The organism is Endozoicomonas sp. 8E (assembly GCF_032883915.1).
Classification (GTDB): Bacteria; Pseudomonadota; Gammaproteobacteria; order Pseudomonadales; family Endozoicomonadaceae; genus Endozoicomonas_A.
Genome location: NZ_CP120717.1, coordinates 2,611,790 through 2,625,857, shown reverse-complemented (window position 1 = coordinate 2,625,857; position 14,068 = coordinate 2,611,790). Strand labels below are relative to the sequence as shown.

10 protein-coding genes are annotated in these 14,068 nt (G+C 49.5%); 5 read left to right on the top strand and 5 right to left on the bottom strand.

The features are described 5' to 3' along the window. Window positions 1-6 precede the first annotated feature (6 nt). From P6910_RS08860 to P6910_RS08850, 3 genes are read left to right on the top strand one after another with little or no spacing between them, the layout of a single operon-like run. Window positions 7-2,505: a heavy metal translocating P-type ATPase gene (locus P6910_RS08860; RefSeq protein ID WP_317145908.1), complete on the top strand. Its 2,499-nt coding sequence runs from the start codon at window positions 7-9 to the stop codon at window positions 2,503-2,505. A 6-nt stretch (window positions 2,506-2,511) separates the two neighbouring features. Beyond that, entirely contained in the window at window positions 2,512-2,685 is a 174-nt protein-coding gene (gene ccoS / locus P6910_RS08855) for a cbb3-type cytochrome oxidase assembly protein CcoS (RefSeq protein ID WP_317145907.1), read from the top strand. A gap of 48 nt (window positions 2,686-2,733) precedes the next feature. After that, entirely contained in the window at window positions 2,734-3,447 is a 714-nt protein-coding gene (locus tag P6910_RS08850) for a sulfite exporter TauE/SafE family protein (RefSeq protein WP_317145906.1), read from the top strand. A gap of 19 nt (window positions 3,448-3,466) precedes the next feature. Here the strand turns inward: P6910_RS08850 and P6910_RS08845 are convergent, their stop codons facing one another. Then, window positions 3,467-3,997: a DUF3605 domain-containing protein gene (locus tag P6910_RS08845; protein ID WP_317145905.1), complete on the bottom strand. Its 531-nt coding sequence runs from the start codon at window positions 3,995-3,997 to the stop codon at window positions 3,467-3,469. A 293-nt stretch (window positions 3,998-4,290) separates the two neighbouring features. Next, complete coding sequence (locus tag P6910_RS08840; RefSeq protein WP_317145904.1) at window positions 4,291-4,506, bottom strand: hypothetical protein; 216 nt, start codon at window positions 4,504-4,506, stop codon at window positions 4,291-4,293. A 23-nt stretch (window positions 4,507-4,529) separates the two neighbouring features. Between P6910_RS08840 and P6910_RS08835 the strand changes: the two genes are divergently transcribed. Then, window positions 4,530-4,673, top strand: a complete 144-nt coding sequence (locus P6910_RS08835) for a hypothetical protein (RefSeq protein ID WP_317145903.1) — start codon at window positions 4,530-4,532, stop codon at window positions 4,671-4,673. A 430-nt stretch (window positions 4,674-5,103) separates the two neighbouring features. Here P6910_RS08835 and P6910_RS08830 read toward each other — a convergent pair whose 3' ends face one another. Next, a complete protein-coding gene (locus tag P6910_RS08830; protein ID WP_317145902.1) occupies window positions 5,104-6,246 on the bottom strand; it encodes a hypothetical protein in 1,143 nt (380 codons plus the stop codon). Window positions 6,247-6,649: 403 nt separating this feature from the next. On the opposite strand from P6910_RS08830, the gene hemN reads away from it, so the two are divergent. Further along, the gene (gene hemN / locus P6910_RS08825) at window positions 6,650-8,041 is read left to right on the top strand and encodes an oxygen-independent coproporphyrinogen III oxidase (protein ID WP_317145901.1); all 1,392 of its coding nucleotides are present in this window, start codon (window positions 6,650-6,652) and stop codon (window positions 8,039-8,041) included. 104 nt (window positions 8,042-8,145) lie between these two features. Here the strand turns inward: hemN and P6910_RS08820 are convergent, their stop codons facing one another. Then, complete coding sequence (locus P6910_RS08820) at window positions 8,146-9,720, bottom strand: autotransporter outer membrane beta-barrel domain-containing protein (RefSeq protein WP_317145900.1); 1,575 nt, start codon at window positions 9,718-9,720, stop codon at window positions 8,146-8,148. Window positions 9,721-9,831: 111 nt separating this feature from the next. Next, the gene (locus tag P6910_RS08815) at window positions 9,832-14,052 is read right to left on the bottom strand and encodes a hypothetical protein (protein ID WP_317145899.1); all 4,221 of its coding nucleotides are present in this window, start codon (window positions 14,050-14,052) and stop codon (window positions 9,832-9,834) included. Window positions 14,053-14,068: the final 16 nt, after the last annotated feature.

The following is a 14,068-nucleotide window of genomic DNA, read 5'->3' as shown; positions in this document are numbered from 1 at the left end:
GAGTGGATGAGTAAACATTCTGAAAGTTGCCACTGTTTCCATTGTCACCTGCCTATCGAAGGGACTCCGCCTTATACGGCGATGGTTGAAGATGTAGAACAGCCTATGTGCTGCCCGGGCTGCAAGATGGTGACTGAAGCGATTATTGTCGGCGGTCTGGACAGCTATTATCAGCACCGCACCGATCCCGGCCTGCAAGCCAATTCACTCAGCCAGCGACTGGAAGAAGAACTTCGGCTTTACGACCGGGATGACATTCAGCAGGACTTTGTGATCCGCAATGGCGGTCCTGAAAGACAGGCCAGCCTGTTGATAGAAGGCATCACCTGTGCTGCCTGTATCTGGCTGCTGGAGAGTCATATTGGCCTGATTGAGGGTGTGGAAAACATCACTGTTAACCTGAGTACTCATGAAGCCCAGATCAGCTGGAAAAATGAAAAGGTCCCACTCAGCGATATTCTGATCGCCATTCACAAGATTGGTTATAAGGCCTACCCCTGGCGAGCGGATCGTCAGGAAGCCATGCTAAAGAAAGAGAACCGCGTATTTATACGACGCCTCGCCATTGCCGGTATTGGCACCATGCAGGTCATGATGTATGCTATCGCGCTCTACTCCGGTGCGATCAGTAATGACATGACGGCCCCCTATCGGGATCTGATCCGATACATCAGTGCCCTGGTGGCCACTCCGGTGATACTCTACTCTGCTGCGCCTTTCTTCAAAGCGGCTCTGCGAGATTTCCGTACCCGTCATCTCAGCATGGATGTACCGGTCTCCATTGCCATTGGTGGTGCCTATGTTGCCAGCCTCTGGGCAACAGTAAACGGCAGTGGTGAAGTCTATTTCGACTCGGTTTCGATGTTTACTTTCTTCCTGCTGACCGGCCGCTATCTGGAACTTCGTGCAAGACACTCAACCTCCCGGGCAGCCCGGGCCCTGAGCAACCTGCTGCCCACCAGCTGCCTGAAAAAAGACGGTGATGAGTATGTTAGAGTCCCTCTTTCAGATCTGAAACCCAAAGACCATGTTCGGGTATTACCTGGTGACTCCATCCCGGCTGATGCCGTTATAGTCCGGGGAAGTAGCAGTGTCGATGAGTCCATGCTGACTGGCGAATATCTGCCAATAGCCCGCAGCAAAGGTGAGTCAGTGATGGGAGGCAGCCTCAATATCGACAACGCCCTTGAAATTGAAATCACTCATGTGGGCGAAGAAACCCGGATGTCTGCGATTCTCCGACTGTTGAAACATGCCCAGCAGGACAAACCTGCCATTGCCCGACTGGCAGATCGTGTTGCCGGTTACTTTGTGGCTTCGGTACTGATGACAGCAACGGTCGTCTACTGGTACTGGTCCGGTGTCGCAGCAGAAGAGGCGTTCTGGATCACCCTGTCGGTACTGGTAGTGACCTGCCCCTGTGCACTCTCTCTGGCAACGCCAACGGCTCTGACGACAGCGACAGGCTATCTGCATAAATTAGGATTCCTGGTCACCCGGGGTCATGTACTCGAAGGTCTGGGCAAAATCACCCACATTGTTTTTGATAAAACCGGTACTTTGACCCAGGGCCGTTTAAGACTGGAAGGCATTTATCCCGTTGCTGGCTGCCAGTATTCTGAAGATAAGTTGCTTACCATTGCCTCGGCCATTGAAGCGCACTCGGAACACCCTATTGCCAGAGCTTTTGCCGTTGCGACTGACCTCAGGGCTGCAGAAGTTGTCAGTCATACCGGCCAGGGCATCGAAGCAAGAGTGGGGGCAAACCAATACAAAATTGGTCGTCCCGATTTCTGCTGTCAGACAAACACACCGGCACGCCCGGAGCAGGAAGGACAATGGCTGCTGATGGCTGAGAATGACCTGCCACTGTGCTGGTTCAAGGTAACAGACAGCCTCAGACCGGAAGCGGCCCGTGTCATTGGTCAGTTAAAAGACTCCGGTTTCAAGGTTACGCTGCTCAGTGGTGATCAGGAGCCGGTGGTAGCAGCCGTCTCCAAACAATTAGCCATTGAAGAATGGCACTCTCAGGCCAGTCCGGACGACAAACTGCAATTTATTCGCCAGCGACAGGCTGACGGCCAGCATGTTCTGATGGTGGGCGATGGTATTAATGACGTACCGGTTCTGGCCGGTGCAGACATCTCTCTGGCCATGGGCAATGCTTCAGACCTGGCCAAGACCAGTGCCGATGCGGTTCTTCTATCCGACGACTTAAGTCGTCTGATTGACGCCTTTGATCTGGTCAGGCGAACCCGCAAGATCATTCGCCAGAATCTGGCTTGGGCATTTGGCTACAATATGACTGCCCTGCCTCTGGCAGCCGCCGCTTTGGTGGCTCCCTGGATGGCTGCGATCGGCATGGCATTGAGTTCTCTGCTGGTAGTAGGCAACGCACTGCGGTTGAGCAAAGACAAAAAACCTGCTTCCCGGGGAGAGCAACTTGCCAGCCAGGCTAGTGGTCGTGAAAATGCAAATAATCTGCAAGTTGCTGTAAAGGTATAGTGCCCAATGGAAAGCCTGATCATTCTTATCCCTATAGCCGTAGTGCTGATTGCCCTTGCAGTCGCGATATTCCTGTGGGCAGTAGATAATGATCAGTTTGATGATCTGGAAGGACCCGCCCACAGTATTCTTTTTGACGATAACCCGCCAAAAGCCAGTCGTCCGTCCAAAAAAGAGTAATCAGAAACAGTATTGAGCCTATAAACAGCCCCGAGCAGACAGACAGCCATGACCGAAGCACCCACTCTACTGGCCGCAACCACCCTTGGCTTGCTGGGAAGCACTCACTGCATTGGCATGTGTGGGGGTATCACCTCGGCCCTGAGCCTTTCCCTCAAAGGGCGCTCAAAAGCTGAAACCAGCTGGTTAATGCTGACTTATCATGCAGGCCGAATCAGCAGTTATGCTCTGGCGGGCCTGCTACTTGGATTAGTGGGCTGGTTTCTGGGAGATGCCAGCGAAGCCTTGCAATCTTCTCTTCGAATCATTGCCAGCGCCATGCTGATCGCCATGGGTTTTTATATCACCGGTTGGTGGAAAGGCCTCATGAAAATGGAAAAGCTGGGGCAGCACCTCTGGAAACACATTCAACCGCTCGCCAGCAAACTACTACCTATTCGCAGCACACCTGATGCTCTGGCCCTGGGTGCCCTTTGGGGCTGGCTTCCCTGTGGGCTGGTTTACAGCACACTGATCTGGTCTGCCAGTCAGAATAACCCGACTCAGTCTGCCTTATTGATGGCCGCTTTTGGGCTGGGCACCCTGCCCTCTGTATTTCTGACCGGAATGTTTGCAAGACAACTGGCGTCTGTCATACAAGCCAGCATGACCCGCAATATTGCCGGCATTATGATGATTCTCTTTGGTCTTTACAGTATTCCGGGCCCGCACCAGGGTTGGGTCATGTCCATACTTTCTGTCGAGCATGGCGGCCATTACTGAACTACCAGAGATCCCGCCCTTATTTACCAGACTGCAAGATCTGCTCGACCTGATCAGCAATCTCTTTTGAGTTCACACTCCTGATGAAGATATGAGCATGAGCCAGACCCGCCACGGTTCGTTTATGGGGTGGATTCACATGGATATACCATTCCAGAGAGTACCTTGACAGTAACTCGCCAAGATTTTTCTTTAACAGTCGTTTTGACTCTTCCCGCAAATACTCTTCCTGCCAGTCCTTGCCGGATATAAACAGCAACAGATGCATTACGTCGTCTTCCAACCAGTAGGGAAAACTATTCAACACCAGCTGGCTTTCCAACATACAATGACCATCACTGCACTCCAGCGCCCTTTGGTTCGATAGCTTGAAAATATTCTCCAGAACAGCAGTTTCTGGCGATTTCCCACTTAGCTTCAATTGAGCCAAATAACCAAGGTAAACTGCCAGGTGGACAGGTCTTCTTCGGCTATCAATATGGCCTGACTGAATCTCTTCCCAGGTAATCACTCCGGAGTAGCTGACAACACCGAAAAGAACCTTAAGCAATAAAAAACTGCTAAAACCAATAACCCCCAAAATATTCTCTCCCGGTTGAGTCCGATATTATTTGTTGTCCAGCATAGACTGATTAGGTGCTGTCGGCGCACAAGTGAATGCTCTGCCGTTGTGGTTCTTGGTGAGGTTAACCCCATGCTTTCAGGCACTTTGTGTCCCAGTGTGGGAACCCAAATACTCTCTTTAGTTACTGTGTCTGGCTTGTTGGGGAGATATGCATTCCCACGCTGGAGCGTCGGAACGAGTAACGCTTATTCGATAACCCCTGGCGCTTTTCTGCGCACTTATCTTTCTGCAGTCAGGTTTGTTACTACTGTGTCTGTGATAGGTTTTGGTTCTCTATAATCGGTCAGATTTTGACTATATTCGATCATCCGCTGTCTATAGAAGTCCTGCTCACTTTCTTCGAGAGAATTATTCGGCTCAATTTCAACAAACATTGGATAATGTGGAGGAAAGATTTCGGACTTTCCTCCAAATCCGAGAGTACTAGCCATCATGTTTCCTCCTGGAGAACTATTAGATGAACTCGAAGTTTCACTTCGATCACCATATGTTGATGCCGAATAGCCACTGGCCCCCGATTCACAATACTGCGATGATTGAGATTCCGCTCTGGTTGCGGCGCTGCCTGAACCCTGACTATCGGCTGCATTTCGGCCTGTAAAGTCTGGGATTACTTCCAGACGCTCACAGGTACGTTGAGCAAATGAGACAGATTGGAGTGGATCTTGCCTTGTTGGCTTTACATTAGATACAGGCTCAAGCCCAACCAGACTTCGACCATCTGAAGTTGTTGTCGAACAGCTATTGGACCTCGCTGCAGTGTATCGCGGCGGTTGAAATTCAGTTCTGGTTGCAGCGCTGCTTTTTGTTGCTCCGTAAGTCATAATCTATCCTCCGTGATATCTATAATTTTGGGCAGGCAACGGACATTAAAAGTTCCCGATTACCTGGTGCCCTCTTGACTATTCAACGCAGAAAATGCTTGCTTCGCCGTAAATGGACTATACCCTTCTCGCAAAAGCATTTTGATGACATACCGGTTAGCTGTTCTAATCAACAGGGCACGCAACAGCCCGATTTGAGCAGGTGGCTCAATGATTGATCATCTTGAACACCTGCTGACAGAACGTATCCAATAAGTCGGGACTTAAAACAATTTTCAATTTATCACGTATATCATCGAGGTTGCCTGATGGGGTGATTTCTAGCCAATCGTCGAGCAATTGACAATTGCCTTCATCCATATTTTTTACAAATTTTTCCAGATAATCATTATCTATATTATCAATCAGACTGCTCCAGTCAGGTGCAATAGTAATACATGGCACGTAATGAACCTGGGTACTGGAATTCGAATCTTCTTCGTATATGAATGGATGACCACTTTCCAGAATTCCAAATCCAAGGAGTACATCTTTACTGTCCTGCACCCCCATCATAAATGAGTAAAATGCTTCTACCTTCAACTCAGTGTCTGGCTCCAGTGTATACTCCCTAATACCTACCCGGACGCCCCTGACCTCAAAATCCTCTGAATCCTCTGAATCCTCTGAATCCTCTGAATCCTCTGAATCCTCTGAATCCTTTGACATTATGTATTCACTGTAAAGATTGCCGTTCTCGTCTTCTACATCATAGGGTGTCAATAAAAATGGCAGTGCATCTTTATCTTCTTTTAATTGGGTTAAATCTTCAGGCTTAAATCTTTCTTCCTCTAACACTAAGTTGGTCATTTCTTTAATAAACTCAGCAGGGATTTTTCCGTTTTGTTCAAAAACTTTGCCAGTGTTTGCAGGCGATGCATGGGCTACCTTCAGGTGGCTGATGTCCTCATCAGATGAAACAGCATCTCTTCTTACAAATGAACCTGTACCAACATATGTTGGTGCCGAATAGCCAGTGCCCTCCGATTCACAATACTGCGATGGTTCTGATTCCGCTGTGGTTGCCACACTGCTTGCAGCCTGATTTACATCGGTTACATTCCGGCCTGTAAAGCTTTGGAGTTCTTCCAACCACTGACAGGTACGTTGATCCAATGAAACACGTTGGCGCGGATCGCATCCTGTTGGGCTTGTACTACTTGTGTTAGATGTAGGCTCAACCTTAACCAGACGTCGACCGTTCGATGTTGTCGCCGGACAGCTACCGGCCCCCGCGGAACTGTTCTGCGGCGGTTGAAATTCAGCCCCGGTTGCGGAGTTGTCTGTTGTTGGTGTTAATCCATAAGCCATAATCTATCCTCCGTGATAATTTATAGTGTTAGACAGGCAACGGACATTAAAAGTTCCCGATTGCCTGTATGAACTCTCAGGTTTGCAGTGAAGCAAATTCCTTACTTTGCTATCAATTGATTTTAGCCTTCACGCAAAGACCTCTTAATGACATTCCGGTTAGCATTTCTAACGGCCTTTCTCCTGAATCCACAGCCCTAAAGAAAACTTTTTCCATGTCTGCCCCACAGGCGAAAGCATGGGAACCGGTATGATTTGCGTCACCTACTTATTGACACACGTCAAATACATTTGGCTTTTTAGTCTTTAAACTGTTAATAAATGAAGCGGTCAATCGGCTGTTTACCTGCAGAGTCATCAACAGAGTCCAGCCAGATGAGCTGTAACCAATTCGAGAGTTAACATGAGTGCAGCCCCCGTATGGGATACAGGTCTGATCAAGAAGTATGACCTCAGTGGCCCAAGATACACATCCTACCCTACTGCCGTTCAGTTTCAGGAGGGGTTTAACCTCGAGCACTATGAATCCAGCGCCCGGGCAAGCAGTGCGACCAACAACCCCCTGTCGCTTTATGTACACATACCTTTCTGCAGTCACGTCTGCTTCTACTGTGGCTGTAACAAGATAGTCACCAAGCACCGTTCCAAAGCAAAAGACTACCTTGACTACCTGTTTCGTGAGATTGACATGCAAGCCAGTCTGTTCGGCCGGGACCAGAGAGTTGAACAGCTTCATTTTGGTGGCGGTACTCCGACGTTTCTGAGCCCAGACCAGATTTCTGCGGTGATGGACAAGCTGCGGTCCGTCTTTAACTTCAACTGTCAAAATCATTCGGACTTTTCCATCGAGCTGGACCCTCGCGAGGTGGATTGGGTCATGATGTCCCGCCTGCGTGACGAGGGCTTTAACCGTATCAGTATCGGTGTGCAGGACCTTGACGAGAAGGTTCAGAAAGCCATCAATCGGGTGCAACCCGAAGGACAGGTTCAGTCTGTTCTGGATGCCGCCAGAACCATGACTTTCAAGTCAGTGCATATGGACCTGATTTACGGCCTGCCTCATCAGACCGTCGAAAGTTTTATGAATACCGTGAACCGTGTGATCGAGATGGCGCCAGACCGATTGTCATTGTTTAACTACGCTCACCTGCCACACCGTTTCAAACCACAGAGAAGGATCAATGAGGCAGACCTGCCTTCTCCTGAGGAAAAGCTGGACATTCTGCATCAGGCTACCGAGAGATTGGTAGAGCGGGGTTATGTCTTCATCGGCATGGATCACTTTGCCCTGCCGGATGACGAGCTGGCCGTTGCCCAGGAAACAGGTACCCTGCACAGGAACTTCCAGGGCTATACCACACACAGTCACTGCGATCTGATTGCCATGGGCGTCTCTTCTATCAGCAAGGTGGGCGGTGTTTATGCGCAAAACCATGTCAGCATGGAGGCGTATGAAAACTCGATCAATGAAGCCCGTCTTCCGATCTACCGTGGTTTAACCATGAATCGTGATGATGAAATTCGCCAGAGTGTCATCAACGAACTGATCTGCCATTTCAAACTGGACTTTGCTGAGGTGGAAGAGCGTTATGGCTTCAAGTTCAGTGACTATTTCTCTGATGCACTGGCAGCACTGAAACCTATGGCTGACGATGGTTTGCTTTCTTTGACTGAGCAGGGGATTAAAGTAGAACCCAGAGGCAAAATGCTGATCAGAAACATCTGCATGCAGTTTGATGGTTATTTTAAACAGCAGATACAACAGCAGCAGAAACTCTATTCAAAGGTTATTTGACAGTTCTCGTACAGGAATGCGGGCAATGCACGATTTCCAGGGGGCTGTCTGGTTATCCTTTCAAAGGTCAGAATGGTCAGACAGCCCGGTTTTTGTTGTAAGAATCAGAAAGATCGTGTGTAGCTCAGCTGAAGGCCATCACTGGTACTGCGACTGGATCGAATCACCGTATAATTCATGCTCAGACTGGATCGCCCGGACATTATGGCGTTGTAGCCCATACTCAGATACCACCCCGTGTCGTTAATCTTCTGAGCCCGATATTCTGACAGTCCATGCTGCCCGGTATTATTAACTGTGTATCTGGACTTTCCACTCAACACCGTCTGCTGCTGGTAGCCCGCAGAAAGTTTGAGGGCCGAGGGGGTATCCCCAGTTCCATTCAATAAGACAAAGTCACTGCCCAATCGTAAAATCGATTGATCAAAGGACTGCCCGCGCACAGCCAGCGCTTCATCAGACAAGCCTCTCTCTCTGAAGCTGTCCGACTCTGAATGATGATAAAGAAACTCAACCATTGGCGTGACGGTAAGACCATTGAGCCAGTTATTCATATCGATGTCATAACCCAGGGCACCGTAGGCATTCCAGTCGGTGCCTGAGCGATAAGCCCGAAGTCGATGACCATCGGTACCCGTGCGTTTGCTGCTGTATTGTTTGGTTGCAAGAGTCAGGGCGCCATCAAACTGCCATTGATCCCTCTGCCAGGACAGGAACGGACCAAAGTGTATAGATTCTAACGAGCCCGAGCCCAATCTCTGCTGGAAACCGGCTGACGTTTTCCGGCTACCCAGCATCAGGCCCACAAGGGTATTTTCACCAGCTTGAGTGAATACACCGACATTCAGCCCATGACTGTCGGCATTCATTCCCCCTAAACCAGGCAGTGATGAGTAATGGGATTTCGAACCATAAGTTTGTACAAAGCTGTGCCACCGACTGCTCTCACCGCTCTGCAACTTCTCGGTAGATGTTTGATTACCTCCTTTCACAGTACGTTGATCCAGACTGGCATTATTAAGAAGAAAAGCCTGACCATTGCGGAAGAGATCCAGAATCTGACGCAGATCACTCAACTGACTAAACAGCGCCTGGGTAGAAGCCATTTCCAAGTGGCGTGTCCCATTTAACGTCGCCTGAGCACTGGGGGTTGGATGATAGAGCACTTCTCCGGCTTGAGGCAGAGGCTGATTGATCATTGACTGCAACTCACGACTGGCAGCCCCTTTCTCGACTCTGATAACCACCCACTTTTCCTGAACGCCTTTTACCCCCTCGTCAGGTTTTCCAGGCTTTTTCGGACTTGCAGGATCTGTCGGGATGAGACTCGAATCCGAGTCAGGTTTATGGTTAACCCGGGCTTCTCCACCTTCACCACCGCCTCCATCACCACCATTTTCAAGGAGCCTGAGAGTAATTTCATAAGGCTTGTCTTCACCGGGATTAAAAAAAGAGACCGGTTCAACCAATACCGGAGCAGGTTTATCATCACTGCCGTTGTCCGGGCCGTACAGCCATTGACCAAACTTGTAGGAGAGTCCACCAAGCCCAGTCCCCAGCAGGGCCGTTCCGCCAGTCACAATTAAAGCCGGATCAATGGCCAGCACTGGCACCGGCAACACAGCGGCTGCCAGCAGCATGAGCAAAAGCAAAGATAATTTGAGTGATTTTCCGGCCATAATCCTTCCCCCCCGGAGTACTAATTTGATTCCTTCGGGGGACTATGACCGATTATTTTCAGGATTTGACTAACAAGGTTGTTATATTAACGGTTGTGTATTGTCCGCTTGCTAACGAAACTTTTGCATCATATTGATAACATCTTCCTGCCGGAGCCAGTCGATAAGCTCTTGCCTCCTCTGTTCCAGCCTGACTCGCGGACTCTCTGCCCCGGTCTCTTCATCGGAAGATTCAGACCAATCCAGCTCTTCAAGCTCACGGTCAATTTCCTCCAGCTCATCCACTGCAGAGAGCACTTGCTGGTAAAACTCTTCCTGATAGTCCAACTCTTCAGGCAGCTGCTGCCGAAGTATGGTGCTCTCAACAGAATCCTCAAGACTGCCGCCTTCAGAAGGGGTCGAATCGTATTCTGATGGTGCATTGTCTTCATCGTCAGAGACAACAGAAGTTAAATCGTCATCGCTTGAATACTGAACCATATCACTATAATCCCAATTCAATCCCACAGGGTCATCGAGCTGCAGACTGCCCGGGTCATTTGCCGTCGACTGCAATGACGAAGGCATGGTTGTCGTTGCGGGTGAAATCGTCTGGGAGGAGTCTTTCAGCCTTCCATCCCTTCGCAGTTGATCAACAATAATGGCTTGTAGCTCGTCCATGCCCCATTCCAGCGCTTTTGTTGTTAATCCACGATACTCCAGTTCAGCGATCAGGTATGTCCTAAGGGCCATCAATTCTTTGAAGTACGCCCTGGAGCGAAGCTGTTCCTCATTCAGGGCCAGCTGCCAGCTCTCAAGAGCTTCTTCGCCAGCCAACTCAATCTCCCAGTCTCTGGCGTCATCGTCATAATCGTCAATGCGGTGAATATAATCCAGAGGATCGGTCAGCATGGCTTCCAGACCTGCCCCCAGACGGGCTTCATGTTCATCAACGGCAATGTACTTTTTAACCACTTCCAGAATCGCCCGGGGATAGTCTTCATCAGAAATATGCGACAGTGGAATTTCAGAATACTGTCGTACAAACTGCATCTTCAGCGCATTGATCTGACTGAGATAATCTGCTGACTTTTTTTGCTCCAGCAAGAGATCATTGCGCACTTGGTTCAGAGCCCCGGCTTCGGAATCTGCTTCAGCCTGAATAACAGGATGATTCTTCACTGTCATGAGAGTCCGTGACAGCCCTTTCGCTTCCTGTCTTAATGCCTGCAGCGAGGTTTCAGCGGCTACCAGGTCTTCAGCAAACTTGTCTGCCTGTTCAGGATCTCTGCCCTTTTGCAACCCATTGAGCGTTCTCAGAGCTTCAGCCAGCTTAACCCGGGTTTCCAGAGTCTTTGTCTGACCCTCTACGTCCTGAACTTTCAACAGGTAGTTCATATCATGGAGCTTTTCGACCTGACGTTTGAGAGCGGTCATTTCCTGTCCCGTCAGAACAGCGATCTCCTGACATTCAGACTTTAGCCGGGACAAGGTCCTGGTATACTCATCAGCATCAGTTTGAAACGACTCATGGGGCGTTTGCAAATACCCCTCAAGGAGCGACAGATGTTCCTCAATGTCCCTGAGATTACCTTTGAGCTCTGGCAACGTCTGAACATAAGCCAGAGATTCGCTCACAAGATCGTCACTGGCACTCAGTTCTCCCTGTAATTTTTTAACATTTCCTTGTGCTTTTTCCAGCTCATCCACTACTCGTTGATGAGCTTGTTTATCAATGCCTTCCGGTTTTGACCTGAGCAGCTCAAGCTCGTTGGTCAGGGAATCCAGTCTGAGTTGCAGTTTAGCCCCGGAGTTTTCCAATTCTTCGAGCTTTAGCCTTCGCTCTTCGGACTCTATCCTGGTTGACTCCAGCTGAACGGATACAGCATTCGCTTCCTGCTTTTTGACATTTAACTGCTCCGAGACCCGACCGAACGCCTCTTCAACTTGCTTAAGTCTCTCACTCATTTCATCAACCGAGGAGTTTTTGCTGATCAGGTCCTGCTGTAATCGTCTGGCAAGTGCCTGACTCTGCTCAGCTTCAGATTTGGCCTGCCTGATTTGCTGTTGCCAGCCCCTTCTCTTCTTACCCCGTTTATTATCAAGCTGAGCGACTTCTTCAAGCAGCTGCTTATTCATGCTGCTCAGCGTCTGAAACTGTAGCTCCAGGTTATGCTTTTGCTCCTCAACCTTTTTTGAATGGTCTCTGGTCTTCACCAAATCACTGGTCAGTTGATACACGTGATCCATAGCGCTGACCACAGTCCCCTCTATGGTCTGGCTGCGCACGGACTCATACTCTGCATTCAGGTCAAATGCCTTCTGCTCAGAGCTTTCCAGAACACTTTTTGTTTTCTGTAAAAGGTCGCGAACTTCCCGGATCTCTCTATTTCTAACCAGCACCTCTAGTCTCACCCGGTCCAGTTCGGCTCTGAGCTGTTGATTCGAAAGCTCACCCTGACTGATATTCTCCTGAAGGCGGGTATAACTTTCCTGCAACAATTCAAGTTCATTCTTTTTCTCTTCAAGCTGATGCGCTGTCGAGACGAGCGCATCCCGATCGGTCTTTTCCTGTTCCCTGAGACGCTGGATCTGCACCTCCAGCAAACCTTTTTCTTTAGCAACGGCTGCTTCCCGTTGCTTAAAACCATTGAGCTCTGCTGTCAGCACTTTTCTGGAAGAAGCTTCATGTTGCAAATGAACTCTGGTTTCCTGGAGCAGTTCTCCCTGGGCCTTCAGTTCTTTTTCAACATGCTTAAGACGCTGAGTCGACTTATGGGCTTCTACCCAACGCGCCCTGACCATCTGCTCTTCCCGGGTAAGCAGATCAATCTGCTCCCGATATAACTGATTCTCGGAAGCGACCTTTGCTGAGCGATTGATCAACCCGGCTTTCTCTTTTTGCAACTGTTCCAGATCTGACCTCAGTTGCCTTTCCTGAATGCGTTGAGCCACCTTATCCTTCTCCAGCTGACCCTCCAGCTCCTGCTGCAACCCCTGACTTCTTTCAAGCTGCATACGAACAGCATTAAGTTCATCAATGACAATCAGGTAGTCCTGATAGGTTTTGTCTTTATGCTGAATGGCAGAACTCAGCTGAGACTCCAGTAACAGCACCCTCTCAGTAGCCCTTTCCAAATCAAGCTTTTGGGTAACCGCCGCATCAGAAGCCGTCTTTACCTCCGCTTCCAGAGATCGAACAGTCTGCTGGGTTTGAAACAGTTGGTTCTGAATAGTCTGCTGATCGGCTCCTGCCTCCATCAGCATCTTCTCGGCTGCCCTGAGCCTTCTTTGCAATGGCTTAATGGTGTCTCGCTCAACGGCTTTCTTTTGCAGAATCAGTGCCTGAATATCAGTAGCCTGATGATTTTTCTGCCGATCCAGCTTTTCAAGTTCAATATCTTTTTCCTTAATGGTTTCAGTCAGTATCTGTGCTTCATTTTCAAGCCCCGCAACCTGTTTCTGGAAAAGCTGAAGCCTCTCGTGCAGCCTCAAATCCTGCTGTTTTAGCTGCTGGCGATCTCTTCCCTTGTCACTATCTTGCCTGTGCCTGAGTTCCTGACTCAATCGTTCAACTTCTTCAAGTACTCCTGCTATTTCAAGATCAACGTTCCTGTGCTGCTCAGTCAATACTCTCAACTCAGCGGACAATTCTTTTTGCTGTTGCTCTGCAGCCCTGAGTTGTTCAATTCGATTCTGTAGCTCTTCAAAGTGTTCTTGCCCTGAAGCCAGATCCGGCTTTTCCGGGAAAAGCTGACTGGCCAAGTCTGCTTTTCGTTTTCTCTCCAACTTCAGCGCTTCTTCTGCCTCATGGAGCCTTCTATCCAGAGCCTCTGCACGCTCAGACTCTCTTAGCTCCAGCTGCTCGCGAATGATTCTCTGGGGTTGTGCATGGGTAATGACAAAATCAGTCAGTTGCTTTGAACGTGTTTCCAGCTCGCCTGAATGGGTCCGCAAATAAAACAGGTAGCCCACCCCTGAACATACAGCCAGCCCGGCAGCAACAGGCACAGATACAGAAGCTGCCCCGGCGGCAAAAGCACCGACGGCCAGAACCCCGGTTCCCTTGGCTATCGTGACAGCAATTCTTCGGCCATCCCAGATCGCACTTTTTTGAAGCCGGGTACGATGCGCCTCTTCAAGCTCAGCACACTCGGTCTCTTCGAGCTTTAATGCTCTGAGTTCCTCGATTGTCAGCTCACCCTTTCTGGCCATCAGGATTTGCTTTTCCTGTGGCGAAAGATCATTGAACGTCAGATCCTCTGCAGCAACGAGCTCCTCAAAGGTTCGAGGTGCAACTTCTTGCACGGTTGGAGTAAACAGGATCCCTGTCACTGAGCTGAGCAGACTCATAGCGTAAATCTCCCTG

Excerpts from the sequence above, each read along its gene's own strand:
- P6910_RS08830 (WP_317145902.1), bottom strand. The coding sequence starts at position 6,246 with ATGGCTTATGGATTAACACCAACAACAGACAACTCCGCAACCGGGGCT.
- P6910_RS08835 (WP_317145903.1), top strand. The coding sequence starts at position 4,530 with ATGAACTCGAAGTTTCACTTCGATCACCATATGTTGATGCCGAATAGC.
- ccoS (WP_317145907.1), top strand. The coding sequence starts at position 2,512 with ATGGAAAGCCTGATCATTCTTATCCCTATAGCCGTAGTGCTGATTGCC.
- P6910_RS08820 (WP_317145900.1), bottom strand. The coding sequence starts at position 9,720 with ATGGCCGGAAAATCACTCAAATTATCTTTGCTTTTGCTCATGCTGCTG.
- P6910_RS08850 (WP_317145906.1), top strand. The coding sequence starts at position 2,734 with ATGACCGAAGCACCCACTCTACTGGCCGCAACCACCCTTGGCTTGCTG.
- P6910_RS08815 (WP_317145899.1), bottom strand. The coding sequence starts at position 14,052 with ATGAGTCTGCTCAGCTCAGTGACAGGGATCCTGTTTACTCCAACCGTG.
- hemN (WP_317145901.1), top strand. The coding sequence starts at position 6,650 with ATGAGTGCAGCCCCCGTATGGGATACAGGTCTGATCAAGAAGTATGAC.
- P6910_RS08840 (WP_317145904.1), bottom strand. The coding sequence starts at position 4,506 with ATGATGGCTAGTACTCTCGGATTTGGAGGAAAGTCCGAAATCTTTCCT.
- P6910_RS08860 (WP_317145908.1), top strand. The coding sequence starts at position 7 with ATGAGTAAACATTCTGAAAGTTGCCACTGTTTCCATTGTCACCTGCCT.